We start from the raw sequence: 14925 nt of genomic DNA, 5'->3' as shown, positions 1-14925 counted from the left end.
GCTTCGCTGGGGCCTTGTTGGCTGAGGATGAACACGTTGCGGCCCATGCCACCCAAGTTGCTGTCGCGCTCGATGAAGAACACCTTGCTGCCGTCGCGCGAGGCCTGGAACTGGCCCGGCGCCACCCGGGACAAATCGCTGCGTTTTTCATAACGCTCCCGCAGTTGCTGCGATTGCGCATTGCCCCACGGCCAAGCCAACATCACCAGGGTCGCCACCACCAACACCACCGGTAGGCCCACTTGCGCGATGGGGCTCAACCAACGTCTGACCGGCACACCGCAGGCCAACCACACGGCCATTTCGGAGTCTCGGTACATGCGCGACAGCGTGGCGACCACGGCCATGAACAGAGACAAGGTCAGGATCAAAGGCAGTTGCGCGAGGGTGGCAAAGCCCAAAAGCAGCAGCACATCCGCCGCCGCCACGCGGCCGCCTGCCGCTTGGCCCAGCGTCTTGATGAGCATGATCGTCACCACGATCGTCACCAAGACCACCAGGGTCACGCCGAAAGACCGGGAGAGGTCTTTCCTGAAAGTGATATCCAATAACATGTTGGGCTTTATTCGGCCCAGGAATTATGGACGCTCGTATTCAATCCCTTTCTGTGGACAAGCTCGCCTCGGCTTCCGCTGATGCCTTGGTCTTGGTGATCGCAGGCGACCACTTGCCGGCCCAGCTGGACCCCGCTGTGGCGGGTGCGGTTCAGTCGGCCATCAAGCTCGGTGATTTCGCCCACAAGGCGGGCAAGGCCGTGCTGATGCATGCCGTGCCGGGCTTGAAATCGCCGCGTTTGGTCATGGCGGCTGCTGCAAACACCTCGGTCAAAGCCGCTAAGGCGGCTTTGGAGGCTGGTTTGGGTCAAGTCAAGGGCCGCGAGGTGGCTCATGTGGCCGTCGCCTTCGTGGGCTTTGGCGACTTGGGCAGCGCCATCTGGGTTCAAGCCATGCAGGCCCTGGCCGACGCCAGTTATCTTTACCAGCACACCAAGCCGAGCGTTTCGAAAGACACCCGCGTCACCAAGGCGACGTTTTTGGTCGACAAGGCAGACCTCAAAGCCGCCCGCACGGGATTGGCACAAGGGAGCGCCGTGGCGTCGGGGGTGCGCTTGGCCAAGGAACTGGCCAACCGCCCCGGCAACCATTGCACGCCGACGCACTTGGCCGAGCAGGCGAAGCAATTGGCCCGTCGGACCGGGATGAAGGTGGAGGTCCTCGATCGCAAGGCGGTCGAGCGTCTGGGCATGGGTTCCTTCCTCGCTGTGGCCCAGGGTTCTGACGAGGCCTTGCGCTTCATCGTTTTGCGCTACGACGGTGCGCCGCGCACACAGGCGCCCGTGGTGCTGGTGGGCAAGGGCATCACGTTCGACACCGGCGGCATTTCGCTGAAACCGGGTGCCGAGATGGACGAGATGAAGTTCGACATGGGCGGGGCGGCCAGCGTGTTGGGCACGATGCAGGCGGTGGGCGAACTCAAGCCCAAGCTGAACGTGGTCGCTTTGATTCCAGCCTGCGAGAACATGCCCAGCGGTCGCGCGGTCAAGCCCGGTGACGTGGTCACGTCCATGTCTGGTCAAACCATCGAGATCCTCAACACGGATGCCGAAGGCCGTCTGATTCTGTGCGATGCCCTGACGTACGCCGAGCGCATCAAACCCGCGGTGGTGGTCGACGTGGCCACCCTGACGGGCGCCTGCGTCATCGCCTTGGGTGGCGTTCGCAGCGGCATGTACGCGTCTGACGATGATCTGGCTCAGGCGCTGCTGCAGGCGGGCGATGTCGCGCTGGATCCCTGCTGGCGCATGCCTTTGGACGACGAATACGAAGAAGGGCTGAAGTCCAACTTTGCCGATGTGGCGAACATCGCCGGGCGCGCGGGTGGCTCCATCACGGCAGCCAAGTTCCTGCAGCGCTTCGCCAGCAAGTACCGCTGGGCGCACTTGGACATCGCCGGCACGGCCTGGAAGGGCGGCGCAGCCAAGGGAGGTACCGGTCGTCCAGTGGGTCTGCTGACCCAGTTCCTGTTGGCGCAGGTGCGCTGAGCTGCGCGTGACCGTCCACCTCTTCACGGGCTTGGACGATCCCTGGGCCTGGGCCTTGCGCGTGGTGCGCAAGGCCCAGCGCGAGGGCCGATTGTTGTGGGTGCTTGTGCCTGGCGCCGACGTGAACCGCGTGTTGAGTCGGTGGTGTGCCGCGGACCCGCAAGGGTTCTTGAGCCTGGCGCCCCCGCGGGCCGCCATGCCGGTTCGACGGCACAGCCGCATCCATGTTTTCGACGCCGACGAGGCGCCGAACGAGGTGCCGTCCGACGCCCACCTGCTGCACTTGGCGCCCCTGGTGCATCCCCTGGCGGCCTCGTTCGACACCGTGCTCGATGCGGTGGGCTTGGACGACACCGAGGTCCAAGCGGGCCGCCGCCGCTTCCGCGCCTACCAAGCCATGGGGCTTGAGGTGCGCCACCGACCGACCACGCCATGAACGATGTCCACCCCATCGCCACTGTGCCGCCCGTGCTGACCGACGTGTTGGCGGCTGGCGGCCTCACTGCAGCCCAGCAAGCGGCTTTGCTGTCGGCCTTGCCGGAGCTGGTGCAAGACACCGTCCGCGCGTTGCAGCCGCAGTTCGAGCAGCAGCTCTTGGATGCGCTCCTGCCTCGGGTCAGCGCGTGGCTCGCTGAGGTTCGCGACCCGGGCTAGCCCCAATCGGCGTCGGTGCCACATGCGCTATGGTCGGCGTCGCTTGGAACAGCCGCGTTGACTGTTCCTACCAAACCCTCAACTTTGGAGCGAGTGCATGCAAGTCAAACTGAATCGTCTGCTGGTGGCTGGTCTGGTGGCCTTTGGCGCATCGGCCATGGCGCAAGAGACCGTGGAAGTGCGCATCGGTCATGTGGGCCCCACCAGTGGCGGCATCGCCCACCTGGGCAAAGACAACGAAAACGGCGCTCGCCTGGCGATCGAAGACCTGAATGCCAAGAAGGTCAAGATCGGCGGCAAGGTGGCTGTGTTCAAGTTGCTGGCGGAAGACGACGCTGGCGACCCCAAGCAGGGCACGGCAGCGGCCCAAAAGCTGGTCGACTCGAAGGTTCAAGGCGTCATCGGCCACCTGAACTCGGGCACCACCATCCCGGCCTCCAAGGTCTACTTTGACGCTGGCATCCCGCAAATCAGCCCGTCGGCGACGAACCCCAAGTACACGCGTCAAAAGTTCAAGACGGCCTTCCGCGTCGTGGCCGACGACGTGCACCTGGGTGGCACTCTGGGCAAGTACTCGGTCCAGAAGCTCAAGGGCAAGTCGATTGCCGTCATCGACGACCGCACCGCCTACGGGCAAGGGGTGGCGGATGAGTTCGAGAAGGGCGTCAAGGCAGCAGGCGGCGGCATCGTCGGTCGCGAGTTCACCAGCGACAAAGCCACCGACTTCACCGCCATCCTGACCAGCCTCAAGGCCAAGAACCCCGACGTGATCTTCTTTGGCGGCATGGATGCCGTGGCCGGCCCGATGCTGCGCCAAATGAAGGCACTGGGCATCAAAGCCAAGTTGGTCGGCGGTGACGGCATTTGCACTTCGGGGCTGAAGGACTTGGCGGCGGGCGCCATGGCCGATGATCAGGTCTACTGCGCGGAAGCCGGTGGTGTTGAAGGGGCCGCCAAGAAGGGCATGGATGACTTCCGGGCCCGGTTCAAGCAAAAGTTCAACGCCGACGTGCAGGTGTACGCCCCTTATGTGTACGACGCCACCATGGTGATGGCCGCGGCGATGGAAAAGGCAGGCTCTGCCGATCCGGCCAAGTACCTCCCTGTGTTGGCTGCCACGAGCGGCTACAAGGGCGTCACGGGCGTCATCAGCTTCGATGAGAAGGGTGACATCAAGAACGGCGCTTTGACGCTGTACACCTACCGCGACGGCCAGCGCACGGAACTGGCGGTCATCCGCTGATCCTGGCGGTTCGATCCGTCCCACATGGGCCCGCCTCGGCGGGCCTTTTTCATGCAGTAAGCGTCAACCCTTATTCGTTGGTGTGATAACGGTCACGCAATATGTCCACGTTCGGATCTGAATGGCTGTTGAACCCTCAAACGGGGGGCTTCCAAGGGGGATGTGCGAAGGCATCATTCGCCCACTGAAAAACCCACGCAGAAACCGATGCGGCGTGGAGTTCCCCAAGGATTTCCATGGTGCGTGTGTTCAATCACTACCTGCAGCGGCGTTCGCTGATGCAGGTCATTTTCGACGTGGGTCTGATCGTCGCCGTGCTGCTGTTCACGGTGCTGGCCCTCGGCGGGGGTGAGACCCTTCCGGTGGCGGCGGCGCAAAGCCTGTCCCTGGCGGGTGTCCTGTTTGTCGTCAACAGCGCCACCGGCCTCTACCAGCCGGCGCCCAAGCGAACCCTGACCCAAGTCTGCATGCGCGGGATCGTGGCGTTGATGTTCGCCCTTCCCATCACCTTCTTGGTGCTGCAGTGGCTGCCCGTGGGGGGCGAAGACGCGTTCTGGGTCTCGGCCACGGCCATGGCCGCGGTGGCTGCGGTGGTGATGCATCGCGCTTTGGCCAGCCGGGCGCTCCAATCGAGCGTCAGCCGCAACCGGGTGTTGGTGTTGGGCGCTGGGCCGGCCGCATGGGATGTGGCGCAGAGTTTGCGCGAAGCCGATCCTCTGACCGAAATCATCGGCTTCTACCCCGGGGCCTCGGAGACCGAGGTGAGCGTCGACGCCCGAGAACTGGTGTCCACTGAACTGCCCCTGAGTGACACCGCCTTGCGCTTGGGGGCCGACGAGATCGTTGTGGCGCTCTCCGAGCGGCGTGGGGGCAACACGCCGCTGCGCGAGTTGCTGGACTGCAAGGTGGTTGGGATTCGCGTGGTCGATTTGGCCACGCACTTTGAAAAGAATCTTCACCAAATCAGCTTGAAGCACGTGAACGCCGGGTGGTTGGTGTTTGGCGATGGCTTCAACCAAACGGCTTTCAGGTCGGGTGTGAAGCGGGCCTTCGACCTCGTGTGCTCGGCGGTGTTGTTGGTCGTGTCGGCGCCGGCGATGCTGGTGGCGGCGATGGCCGTGAAACTGGAGTCACCGGGGCCGGTCTTCTACCGCCAAGAGCGTGTGGGCTTGAACGGCGTGCCCTTCATGGTCACCAAGTTCCGCAGCATGCGCAACGACGCCGAGAAGGATGGTCGTCCAGTGTGGGCCACCAAGAACGATGCACGGGTGACTCGGGTGGGCAAATTCATCCGCAAGACGCGCATCGACGAGTTGCCTCAGTTGTTCAACGTGTTGCGGGGCGACATGAGCCTCGTGGGTCCCCGACCGGAACGCGCGTTTTTTGTCGAACAGCTGATCCAAAAGATCCCTTACTTCGCCGTTCGCCACAGCGTGAAGCCGGGCGTGACCGGCTGGGCGCAGGTGAAGTACGACTACGGTGCCACGGAGGAGGATGCTGCCGCCAAGCTGCAGTACGACCTCTACTACGTGAAGAACCACAGCCTGTTCTTGGACATCCTGGTCCTCATCGAGACCGTGGCGGTCGTGTTGACGGGGCGGGGCGCTCGCTGAGTGAGGCCCACAACGGCTGAGGTTCAGCCCGGGCTCGGCCCGGGTTTTTGTTGGCCCCAGTGCGCGCCATGAACCTGAGTTTGGCGTTGACGGTGATGGGCACCGTGGCACTCGCGGCCTTGACCGCTTGGGCCGGTGTGCGCCGCACCTTGAGCTCGCCCGGTGGCGATGCGAGCCTGCCGTTCTCGTTGCTGATGTTGGCGCTGGTCTTGTCCACGGCGTGGGCGGGTCTGACGACGGCCATGGCCTACCAGCCGCTGTGGCGTTTGGATGGGCTGGCCCTGTGGCTCGACGGATTGCGCAGCTTGGCGTGGATGGCTTGGCTGCTCGTCCTCTTGGGGGCGCAGCCGCGCCGGGAGGCGTGGCCCAGCTTTGCCACGCCCTTGGCCCTGGCCGGGGGCTTGGGTTTGGCAGGCTTGGGCAGTGTGGCCTTGGGGGCTTGGTCGCGCCACCAGCTCGGCATGGTGCACGCGATGTCAGGCTTGATCCTGGCCATCGGCGGCCTGATCTTGGTGGAGCAGCTGTACCGCAACGCGAGCGACGATCGGCGCTGGAACGCCAAGCCCCTATGCCTGGGCCTGGCTGTGGGGTGGGGCTTCGACGTCTACGTCTTCGCGGAGGCCATGTTGTTGCGCCGCCCCGATTGGCAAACCCTGCAGCTGCGTCCCTTGGTGGCGGCTTTGGGGGTGCCCTTGCTGCTGCTGGGCCTGGGGCGCGGCGGGGCGCTCATGGCGTCTTTGCAGGTGTCGCGGCAGGTGGTTTTCCACTCGGCCACGCTGCTGCTGTGCGGGGGCTATTTGGTCCTCGTGTCGGGCTTGGGCTATTGGGTTCGGTACTCCGGCGGCGATTGGGGGCCAGTGCTCCAGCTCTTGCTGCTGGTGGTGGGTGTGCTGGCCTTGGCGGTGGTGGCGTTTTCGGGGGCCGTGCGTGCTCGGTTGCGCGTTTGGGTGGCGAAGAGTTTTTTCCGCTACCGGTACGACTATCGCGACGAGTGGTTGCGGTTCACCGCTGCCCTGAGCTCGACGGCAGCGCCCGGGCGCATGGGCGAGACGGTGATTCGGGCGCTGGCCGATCTGGTGGAAAGCCCTGCGGGCGGGCTTTGGCTGCGGCGCGGTGAGGAGCCGATGATGGCGCAGGCGGCGTCGTGGAACTTCGCCCGTGGGGAGCAAAGCTTGCCGGTCGACGCCTGCATGGCCGACCTGGCTCAACGGCTTTGGATCGCTGACCTTGACGAAGCTCGGCGGGGTGATGGGGCCGAGAGCCTGCCCCTCCCCGACTGGTTGCGCCAGGACCGGCAGGCCTGGCTGCTCATCCCGCTGGTGGTGGCGGGCCGGTTGTACGGTGCCGTGGTGTTGGCCCACCCGCGAACGCCGCTGGCTTTGGACTGGGAGGTGCGCGACCTGTTGAAAACGGCGGCGTCGCAGGCGGCCGGTGCGCTGGCGATGTTGCAGGCCTCAGAGCGGTTGTTGGAGGCCCAGAAGTTCGAAGCGTTCAACCGGATGTCGGCCTTCGTGGTTCATGACCTGAAGAACATCGTCACTCAGTTGTCGCTCATGATGAAAAACGCCGAACGACACGGCGACAACCCTGAATTCCGGCGCGACATGAACGACACCGTGAACCACGCGGTCGACAAGATGCGCCAGCTCATGCTGCAGTTGCGCGAAGGTGCGCGTCCCACGGGCACCACCAGCGGTGTGAGCCTGTCGGCCATTGCAGAGCGCTTGCGCACCAGCGCCCGGCAGCGGGGGCGCGTGCTCGAGGTCCGTTGCGCCGGGGCGGTCGAAACACGCGGGGTGGAAGAACGGATCGAGCGCGTCATTGGGCACGCGGTTCAAAACGCCTTCGATGCCAGCCGCGACGAGCAGCCGGTTCGTTTGCAGGTGGATGCCGTGGGGTCCTACGCCCGCGTTCGCGTCGTCGATGAAGGCGTCGGCATGAGCCCCGAGTTCGTCCGTGATCGCCTGTTCAAGCCGTTTCAGAGCACCAAGGAGCACGGCATGGGCATCGGGGCCTTCGAAAGCCGGCAGACCGTTCACGAGTTGGGCGGCAAGATGGAGGTGGTCAGCGAGCCGGGCCGTGGCACCACGCTCACGTTCTTGCTGCCCTTGTTCCATTCCCATTCCGATTCACTTTCTGGATGAGCCGCATGGCGGACCCTCGCACCCTCAGCCTCCTCATCGTCGAAGACGACTTGGCCTTGCAGCGGCAGCTGAAGTGGTCGCTCGATCGCTTCGAATCCCAGACCGCCGCCGATGCCAACGCGGCACTGCAAGCCTTCCGGCGTCACCCAACCCCGGTCGTCACCATGGACCTGGGCTTGCCGCCCGATCAAGATGGCACCACGGAGGGCTTTCGTCTGCTCGAGCAGTTGCTCGAGATGGACCCCTACGTCAAGGTGATCGTTCTCACCGGGCAAAACGACCAGAGCAATGCGCTGCGTGCCATCCGACTGGGCGCCTACGATTTTTTGGCCAAGCCGGTGGACCCGGACGTGCTGGCGCTGTGCGTGGAGCGGGCTCTGCGCTTGCGTGAGTTGCAAGAGGAAAACCGTCGTCTGGCCATGCAAGGCGAGGGCGCTTTGGGTCAGCTCATCACCCGCGATCCGGGCATGCAGCGCATCTGCCGCACCATCGAAAAGGTGGCTCGCGCCGATGCCACCGTTCTGCTGCTGGGAGAAAGCGGGACGGGCAAAGAGGTGCTGGCGCAAGGCCTGCATGAGGCCGCAGGCCGTGCGGGGCGATTCGTGGCCATCAACTGCGCCGCCATTCCCGAGAACCTGCTCGAAAGCGAGCTCTTCGGGCACGAAAAGGGCGCTTTCACCGGGGCGGTCAAGTCCACGCCGGGGAAGATCGAGGTCGCCAACGGCGGCACTTTGATGCTCGATGAGATTGGCGACCTCCCGATGTCGCTGCAGGCCAAGCTGCTTCGCTTCTTGCAAGAGCGGTCCATCGAGCGCCTGGGTGGCCGCCAAGAAATTCCCGTGGATGTTCGCGTGGTGGGCGCCACGCACCAGAACATCAAGCAGCTGATTGCCGAAGGCCGCTTTCGAGAAGACCTGTACTACCGCCTGGCCGAGATCGTGGTGGAGATCCCGCCCCTGCGTGATCGGCAAGGCGATGCGGTGCTCTTGGGCCACGCCTTCGTGCGCCGATTTGCGGCCGACCAGCGCCGCAAAGGCCTGACCCTGAGCGAGGACGCCATCCGTGCGCTCGAGCGCCACCGCTGGCCGGGCAACGTGCGCGAGCTGCAAAACGTGCTCAAGCGCGCCACCATCATGGCCGACGGCGATCGCATCACGGCCGACGACTTGGGTTTGCCCTTGGAAGGCCCCGACGAGCCCGCCAGCCTGGACCTGCGCGAGGCGCGCGAGCGGGCCGAACGATCGACCGTGATCACCGCAATGGCGAGGGTGGACGGCAACATCGTGCGGGCCGCCGAGTTGCTCGGCGTGAGCCGACCCACCCTCTATGATTTGTTGAGCAAGTTGCAGATCAAGCCGTGAGCCGGTCTTGATTCAGAAGCCCCCCAGGGAGAACCGATGAAACAGCGTGAATGGTCGCGTGGGCTGCTGGTGCTGGCCTTGTGCGCAGGCCTGGCTGGCTGCGGCCAGAAGAAGCCCGAAGAACTGGTCAAGCAAGCCCAGGAAGCACTGGCCCAGGACGACTGGAAAACGGCGCAGATCCACCTCAAGAACGCCCTGACTCAGCGGCCGGACGACGCCCAAATCCGATTCCTGCTGGGCGAGACCTTGCTCAACGCGGGCGATCCGACCAACGCCCTGGTCGAGTTCAGCAAGGCCGAGCAAGGCCAGTTCGATGCCAACCGGCTGGTGCCTTTGCAAGCCAAGGCCTTGCTGCAGACGCGCAAGGCCCGGGAGGTGCTGCAACAGTTCGGCTCGCGCCAACTGTCCGACCCCCAGGCTCAAGCGGCCTTGCTGGTGGTGGTCGCTCAGGCGCACGCCACGGGCGGCCAGATGGCCGAGGCCCGCACGGCCATCGAGCAAGCGCTGCGCGCGGTGCCCGACCAGCCCAAAGCGCTTTTGATGCAAGCGCGCATGGCCGGCGGCGAGCGTCGCTTGGACGAGGCCTTGGCCTTGGTCGAGCGCGTCATCGCCAACTCGCCGCGCGACAGCGAGGCATGGCGGCTCAAGGGCGACTTGCTGGTGGGCGGCAAGAACGATGCGGCCGGCGGACGCAGCGCCTTCGAGAAGGCGGTGGAAGTCTCGCCGCGCGACCTGGCGGCCCACCAATCCCTGATCGGCTTCTTGGTCAGCCAAAAGGAAACGCAAGCCGCCAAGGATCGCTTGGAAGCCGCGCGCAAGGTGTTCGGTGACAACACCACCGTGCGCTTCTACGCCGCCCAGCTGGCTGTGGGCGATGGCAAGCTGGACGAGGCCAAGACCCACATCGAGCAGTTGCTCAAGTTCTCCGGCGACGACCCGCGGGTGCTGTTCTTGGCCGGTCAGATCGCGTTCCAGCGCGGGGAGGACTTGGTTGCCGAATCGCACTTGAGCAAGCTGCTGAGCCTGCCCGGGGACAACGGCAGGGTGCGCCTGTTGTTGGCCGCCACCCAACTGCGCATGGCCGACCCCACCAAGGCCCTGCGCACGCTCGAGCCGCTGCTCGAAGACTCGGCGCAGCGCGTGGCGCAGGTGTTCGCCTTGGCGGGCGACGCGCACGCGCAGCTGGGGCAATCGGCCAAAGCCCAGGCGATGTACGCCCGCGCCGCCCAGCTCGACCCCCAAGACGCGCGCAGTCGCACCATGGTTGCACTGGGGCGGGTGGCGGGAGGCGAAGAGGCACAAGGGCTCGACCAACTGCGCGACCTCGCGGCCCAAACCGACAGCCCCATTGCCGATGTGGCCTTGGTGGGCAGTCTCATCCGTAAGGGTGACCACGCGGGCGCCATGTCGGCGCTCGACGGGCTGGAAAAGAAGCAGCCCGGACGCGCCGAAACCATGAACCTGCGCGCCCAGGTCCACGACGCCAAGGGCGACAAAGAGCAAGCCCGCGCCGCATGGCAAGAGGCCCTCAAGCGCGACCCCAAGAACATGGCCGCGGCCGTTTCGCTGGCCAAGTTGGATTTCGCGGCCCAGCGCGGCAGCGACGCCGTGGCGCGCTTCCATGCCGTGGCCAAGGCCGACCCCTCGAACCCGATCCCTGCGCTTGCGGCGTTGCAGGCACGCCAGCTGGCAGGGGACAAGCCGGAAGAGCTCGTGAAGGTCGCACAGCAGCTGGTGCAGCAGTTTCCCAAGGCGCCGCGGGTGCGTGTGGCCTTGGTGCGGCTGTGGCAGGCTGCGGGGGACAACGATCGCGCGCTGTCGGCCTCCCAAGAGGCGGTTGCGGCCATGCCCAACGAGGCGGAGCTGCTGGAGATGCTGGGCGCCCTGCAACTGGCCCGCGGTGATCACGGCCAAGCCCACAAGGTGTTGAGCGATCTGGTGGCCTTGCGTCCTCGTTCGGCCGAAGCCTTGGTGCGTTTGGCCGAGGTGGACATCGCGCGCAAGGCCTACCGGCAGGCGCTGAGCACGGCCCGCAAAGCGCTGGAGTTGCAAGCCAACCACGTGCCCGCCTTGCGTCAAGTGGTGGGGCTGGAGTTGGAGCTGGGCAACGTGAACGCGGCCCGCAAGCTGATCAAAGACATGGAGTCCATGACCTTGCCAGCAGGCTTGGCGCTGGTGTTTGAGGGCGATTTGGAGGGGCGTCAGCAGAACTGGCCCGCCGCCGCGGCGGCCTACCAGAAAGCACTGGCTGCGAAATCGAACTGGCCGGGCCTGGCCAGCAAACTGCACCGGGCCCTGATCACCGCGGGCAAAGGGGCCGAGGCACAGGCCTTTGCGCAGAAGTGGCTCAAAGACAAGCCCGATGACGGTCTGTTCGTCGCCTACCTCGCCGACAGTGCGCTGGCCCGCAGCGACTGGGTCGAGGCCCGCACGCGCTACGAGGCCCTCCTGGCCAAAGCCCCCAACGACCCGGTGGTGATGAACAACCTGGCCTGGGTGATGCTCCGCTCGGGGCAACTTCAAGGCGCGGAAAGCTGGGCCCGCAAGGCCGTGGCGGCCCGCCCCAACTCAGGGGCGATGGCCGACACCTTGTCCGAGATCCTTTCGGCCGAAGGCAAGCACCAGGAGGCCATCGAGTGGCAACGCAAGGCAGTCGCGCTGGAAGGCAGCAACGCCGAGCGGCGCGTCGGGCTGGCCAAGCGATTCATCGCGGCCAAGCAGCGTGATCAAGCCAAGGCCGAGCTCGAGGCCGTGGCCCAGCTCGGAGACCGTTACCCCAACCAAGCTGAGATTCAGGCGCTGCTCAAGCAGCTCTGAGCCCTGCCGACTGGCCAAGCCATGAGCCAGTTGCGCCGCTCCAGCCTTCGCAAACGCGGGCGCCTGCTGGTGCGTCAGGGCTTGGCCTGGCTGCCCCGTGCGCTGCGTTTGCCTTGGTGCGGCGCATGGTGGATTGCGATCCGAGCCCCGACCCACGGCTGCTGCTCAAGGTGGCCGAAACCCAAGACGAGCTCGAAGCCTGCTTTCAGATCCTGCACGACGCTTACGTGGCCGCGGGGTTCATGCAGCCGCATCCCTCGGGCTTGCGCGCCACCATCTATCACGCCCTCCCCACCACCACCACGCTGTGCGCCAAGTGGGAGGGCAGGGTGGTGGGCACGCTTTCCATGATCCGGGACGGTGTGTTCGGCTTCCCGATGCAGCAGGCCTTCGACCTCTCCGCGGTCCGGGCCCTGCCGGGTCAGATCGCCGAGATTTCCGCCCTGGCCGTTCACCCCGAATTCCGCCAAACCGGCGGCGCCGTGTTGTTTCCGTTGATGAAGTTCATGCACGAGTACTGCGTGCGCTACTTCGACACGCGGCACCTCGTCATCGCAGTCAACCCCAACCGCTTCCCGATGTACGAGGCCTTGCTCATGTTCAAGCGCTTGGCATCGCAAGAGGTGGACGCGTACGACTTCGCCAACGGCGCCCCGGCCGTGGGCGCGACCTTGGATTTGCGCACTGCCAAGGAGCAGATGCGGCGCGCCTACGGCACCCAGCCCGGACGTCGCAACCTGTACGACTACTTCGTTGTTCGCGACTTGCCCAACATCCAATGGCCGAAGCGGCGTTACCGCACCACCAACGACGCGGTGATGAGCCCAGCGCTGCTGGACCATTTTTTCAATCAGCGAACCCAGGCCTTCCAGGGCTTGGACGAGCGCCAGAAGGCCCTGCTGTGGTCCATCTACGAGCAGGCCGAGTACCGGCAGGTTCTGCCCATGTTGGCCGGTGGAGAGGTTCCCACCATGCAGGGCTTGCGTCGCCATGCGCGGCACTCGGTGCTGTGTCCGGCAAGCCTGCACGTCGCGGACGCAGGCGTTGAGCCCCAGTTGGCGGCGCATGTGGTCGAGCTCTCGCTCAACGGCTGCCAGCTGCGGGTCGCGCATCCTTTGCCCTCGGGCACCGAGGCCGATGCCACCGTCAACCTCGGCGAGCAAGACACCTCACGGCTTCGTTTGTCGGTGGTTCGGCACGTCAGCTTCGATGGCGAATGCCATGTGCTGGGCTGCCGGTTTCGGGCCGTCGACGACGCTTGGCGCCGTTGTGTGGCCGCCCTGGAGAGCGGCCTGACGGCTGCCGATGTTCATGCCTCCTGATTTCTACCTTGCCCGTCGCGCTGTCCTTGCTGGGTTGGCAACTGCAGTGCTGCTCGCCTCAGCCCATGCCCAAGGTCCAACGCTGCCCGACTTGGTCGAACGGGCCAAACCCTCCGTGGTGCTGGTGGGCACCTACCGCGAGACCGATTCGCCGCGTTTCACCTTCGCCGGCACGGGTTTCGTCGTGGGCGATGGGCACACCATCGTCACCAACGCCCATGTGCTGCCCGACCCCAGCCAGCCCGCCGAGGGTCGCGTGGTTCAGGTGCAAGCGTGGCAAGGGGGACGGGATTGGCAGCCCCGGTCGGTGCGTGTCATGGTGGTGGCCCGTGAGCGCGATTTGGCGGTGCTGCGCTTGGAAGGGGGGCCGGCCTTGCCCGCTTTGCCGCTGGCCGAGGGCCCCCCGCCGCGCGAGGGCAGCGAGCTGGTGTTCATGGGCTTCCCCATCGGTGGGGCGCTGGGGTTTGCCCATGTCACCCACCGGGCGTTGCTGGCGTCCATCACGGGCTTGGTGCTGCCGCAAGTGCGCGGTCAGGCCCTGTCGCCGCGCGCCATCCGCTCGCTGCGCGACGGGCCGACGGACATCTTCCAGCTCGACGCTGTGGCTTACCCCGGCAACAGCGGTGGGCCGGTGTTCGACGTGCGCACGGGCGAGGTGGTGGGCATCATCAACATGGTACTGGCGCGCGGGACGCGCGAGTCGGTGCTCAGCCAGCCGACCGGCATCACCTATGCCTTGCCCGTGGCCCTGCTGCACCCGCTGCTGAAGGACCTCCCTCGATAATCTGCGGCCCATGCCTGCTGATTTCTCGCCTTGGCGCCTGTCCGTCGCGCCGATGATGGATTGGACCGACCGGCACTGTCGCGTCTTCCACCGCCTGCTCACCCGTCGCACCTTGCTGTACACCGAGATGGTGACCACGGGCGCGCTGATCCATGGCGACCAGCCCCGGCACCTGGACTTCGACGCCGTCGAGCACCCCGTGGCCCTGCAATTGGGCGGCAGCGAGCCGGCCGACCTGGCCGCCTGCGCCCGGCTGGCCGAGCGCTGGGGCTACGACGAGGTCAACCTCAACTGCGGCTGCCCCAGCCCCCGCGTGCAGCGCGGCGCCTTCGGTGCCTGCCTGATGGGCGAGGCCGCGCTGGTGGCCGACTGCGTCAAGGCCATGCGCGACGCCACCTCGCTGCCCGTCACCGTCAAGCACCGCATCGGCATCGACCGCATCGAGAGCTACGACTTCGTGCGCGACTTCGTTGCCACCGTGGCCGAGGCCGGCTGCCGCGTCTTCATCGTTCACGCCCGCAACGCCTGGCTGGACGGCCTGAGCCCCAAAGACAACCGCGAGATCCCGCCGCTGCGTTACGAGATCGTGCACCGGCTCAAGCGGGAGTTCCCGCAGCTCACCATCGCCATCAACGGCGGCATCAAAGACGAAGCCACCATCGCCGAACAGCTCGCGCAGGTGGATGGCGTCATGGTCGGCCGCCACGCGTACCACGAGCCCTGGTCCATGGCCGACTGGGACGAGCGCTTCTTCGGCGAGGCCCCGAACGGCCTGACGCGCGAGGGCGTGGAAGACGCCTGGATCGCGCACCTGGAGGCCCTGTGGGCCCGCGGCACGCCCTGGGCCGTGGCCATGCGCCACGCGCTGGGCCTGTGGAACGGCACGCCGGGGGCGCGCCGCTGGCGCCAGGTGTGGAGCGACCACAAGCTCAAGGGCTTGCCGCCG

The 14925-nt window shown here is 65.9% G+C and carries 12 protein-coding genes; 11 read left to right on the top strand and 1 reads right to left on the bottom strand.

Annotated elements, in window-relative coordinates; all coding sequences use genetic code 11:
* The coding region (locus tag O9335_RS16555) for an LptF/LptG family permease (protein WP_298390257.1) at positions 1 to 506 on the bottom strand (506 nt) is incomplete at its 3' end.
* A gap of 74 nt (positions 507 to 580) precedes the next feature.
* Between O9335_RS16555 and O9335_RS16550 the strand changes: the two genes are divergently transcribed.
* The 11 genes from O9335_RS16550 to dusA form a co-directional block, all read left to right on the top strand.
* The gene (locus tag O9335_RS16550) at positions 581 to 2041 is read left to right on the top strand and encodes a leucyl aminopeptidase (RefSeq protein ID WP_298390254.1); all 1461 of its coding nucleotides are present in this window, start codon (positions 581 to 583) and stop codon (positions 2039 to 2041) included.
* A 7-nt stretch (positions 2042 to 2048) separates the two neighbouring features.
* On the top strand, positions 2049 to 2477 hold the full coding sequence (locus O9335_RS16545; RefSeq protein WP_298390251.1) for a DNA polymerase III subunit chi: 429 nt from the start codon (positions 2049 to 2051) through the stop codon (positions 2475 to 2477).
* Positions 2474 to 2695 carry a hypothetical protein gene (locus O9335_RS16540; protein ID WP_298390248.1) on the top strand — a complete coding sequence of 74 codons (222 nt, stop codon included), beginning with the start codon at positions 2474 to 2476 and terminating at the stop codon, positions 2693 to 2695. The genes O9335_RS16545 and O9335_RS16540 overlap by 4 nt, the downstream gene beginning before the upstream one ends.
* A gap of 97 nt (positions 2696 to 2792) precedes the next feature.
* Entirely contained in the window at positions 2793 to 3938 is a 1146-nt protein-coding gene (locus tag O9335_RS16535) for a branched-chain amino acid ABC transporter substrate-binding protein (RefSeq protein WP_298390245.1), read from the top strand.
* Positions 3939 to 4174: 236 nt separating this feature from the next.
* On the top strand, positions 4175 to 5551 hold the full coding sequence (locus O9335_RS16530) for a TIGR03013 family XrtA/PEP-CTERM system glycosyltransferase (protein ID WP_298390243.1): 1377 nt from the start codon (positions 4175 to 4177) through the stop codon (positions 5549 to 5551).
* Positions 5552 to 5619: 68 nt separating this feature from the next.
* Complete coding sequence (gene prsK, locus O9335_RS16525) at positions 5620 to 7695, top strand: XrtA/PEP-CTERM system histidine kinase PrsK (protein WP_298390240.1); 2076 nt, start codon at positions 5620 to 5622, stop codon at positions 7693 to 7695.
* Positions 7696 to 7700: 5 nt separating this feature from the next.
* Positions 7701 to 9056: a PEP-CTERM-box response regulator transcription factor gene (gene prsR, locus O9335_RS16520; RefSeq protein WP_298390236.1), complete on the top strand. Its 1356-nt coding sequence runs from the start codon at positions 7701 to 7703 to the stop codon at positions 9054 to 9056.
* A 36-nt stretch (positions 9057 to 9092) separates the two neighbouring features.
* Complete coding sequence (prsT, locus tag O9335_RS16515) at positions 9093 to 11873, top strand: XrtA/PEP-CTERM system TPR-repeat protein PrsT (protein WP_298390233.1); 2781 nt, start codon at positions 9093 to 9095, stop codon at positions 11871 to 11873.
* Positions 11874 to 11998: 125 nt separating this feature from the next.
* The gene (locus tag O9335_RS16510; RefSeq protein WP_298390230.1) at positions 11999 to 13195 is read left to right on the top strand and encodes a PilZ domain-containing protein; all 1197 of its coding nucleotides are present in this window, start codon (positions 11999 to 12001) and stop codon (positions 13193 to 13195) included.
* A 46-nt stretch (positions 13196 to 13241) separates the two neighbouring features.
* Complete coding sequence (locus tag O9335_RS16505) at positions 13242 to 13979, top strand: serine protease (RefSeq protein ID WP_298390226.1); 738 nt, start codon at positions 13242 to 13244, stop codon at positions 13977 to 13979.
* A 10-nt stretch (positions 13980 to 13989) separates the two neighbouring features.
* The coding region (gene dusA, locus O9335_RS16500) for a tRNA dihydrouridine(20/20a) synthase DusA (RefSeq protein WP_298390223.1) at positions 13990 to 14925 on the top strand (936 nt) is incomplete at its 3' end.

The organism is Inhella sp. (genome assembly GCF_027532025.1).
Lineage (GTDB): Bacteria > Pseudomonadota > Gammaproteobacteria > Burkholderiales > Burkholderiaceae_C > Inhella.
Note: the sequence above shows the minus strand (reverse complement) of the source record. Positions and strands in the feature narration are given on the sequence as shown.

Coding starts and splice junctions, on each gene's coding strand:
- O9335_RS16530 (WP_298390243.1), top strand. CDS start 4,175: ATGGTGCGTGTGTTCAATCACTACCTGCAGCGGCGTTCGCTGATGCAG.
- O9335_RS16540 (WP_298390248.1), top strand. CDS start 2,474: ATGAACGATGTCCACCCCATCGCCACTGTGCCGCCCGTGCTGACCGAC.
- O9335_RS16535 (WP_298390245.1), top strand. CDS start 2,793: ATGCAAGTCAAACTGAATCGTCTGCTGGTGGCTGGTCTGGTGGCCTTT.
- O9335_RS16550 (WP_298390254.1), top strand. CDS start 581: ATGGACGCTCGTATTCAATCCCTTTCTGTGGACAAGCTCGCCTCGGCT.
- prsR (WP_298390236.1), top strand. CDS start 7,701: ATGGCGGACCCTCGCACCCTCAGCCTCCTCATCGTCGAAGACGACTTG.
- prsT (WP_298390233.1), top strand. CDS start 9,093: ATGAAACAGCGTGAATGGTCGCGTGGGCTGCTGGTGCTGGCCTTGTGC.
- O9335_RS16510 (WP_298390230.1), top strand. CDS start 11,999: ATGGTGGATTGCGATCCGAGCCCCGACCCACGGCTGCTGCTCAAGGTG.
- prsK (WP_298390240.1), top strand. CDS start 5,620: ATGAACCTGAGTTTGGCGTTGACGGTGATGGGCACCGTGGCACTCGCG.